This is a genomic window from Bacillus cereus group sp. BfR-BA-01310 (genome assembly GCF_022664325.1).
Classification (GTDB): domain Bacteria; phylum Bacillota; class Bacilli; order Bacillales; family Bacillaceae_G; genus Bacillus_A; species Bacillus_A paramycoides.
On the sequence record NZ_JAKUHD010000104.1, the window covers coordinates 1 to 389 of the forward strand.

Genomic DNA, 389 nt, shown 5'->3' on the forward strand with positions numbered 1-389 from the left:
GTTTGGCAGAGCATGTACCATATGTCAAACCTTTTCCTGTTTCTTTGTATGCGTTATCCCATAGAGATAGGAAATGATTGAATACAAAGCGGGAACAACCAATCGTTTTATTGATTAGCGTTGCTTGTGCTTTATTTGGATATATACGAAATTTATATGCTTTATTGATAATCATTGGTTTCACCTCCAGTTCGGCATATGTCTATTATACAACAAACATACATTCGGTAGGTAGTGAAGTGATAATGACAAATTGTCCAGTAACACTTTACATATATCGAACAATTAAGATGGCTTTATGCCATCCCTTGTCCGAAGCCAATTCATCTCCCACCTACTCACTGGGCTGCGACCCTTCACGTTCCTTGAGGAAGGAGTCTTCTTGGCTA

The 389-nt window shown here is 38.8% G+C and carries 1 protein-coding gene; it reads right to left on the reverse strand.

The window, feature by feature from the left end; all coding sequences use genetic code 11:
• Positions 1 to 175, reverse strand: a 175-nt coding sequence (locus MR109_RS29825; RefSeq protein WP_242274867.1) for a helix-turn-helix domain-containing protein, incomplete at its 3' end; no start/stop codon positions are given.
• Between the last annotated feature and the right edge of the window lie 214 nt (positions 176 to 389).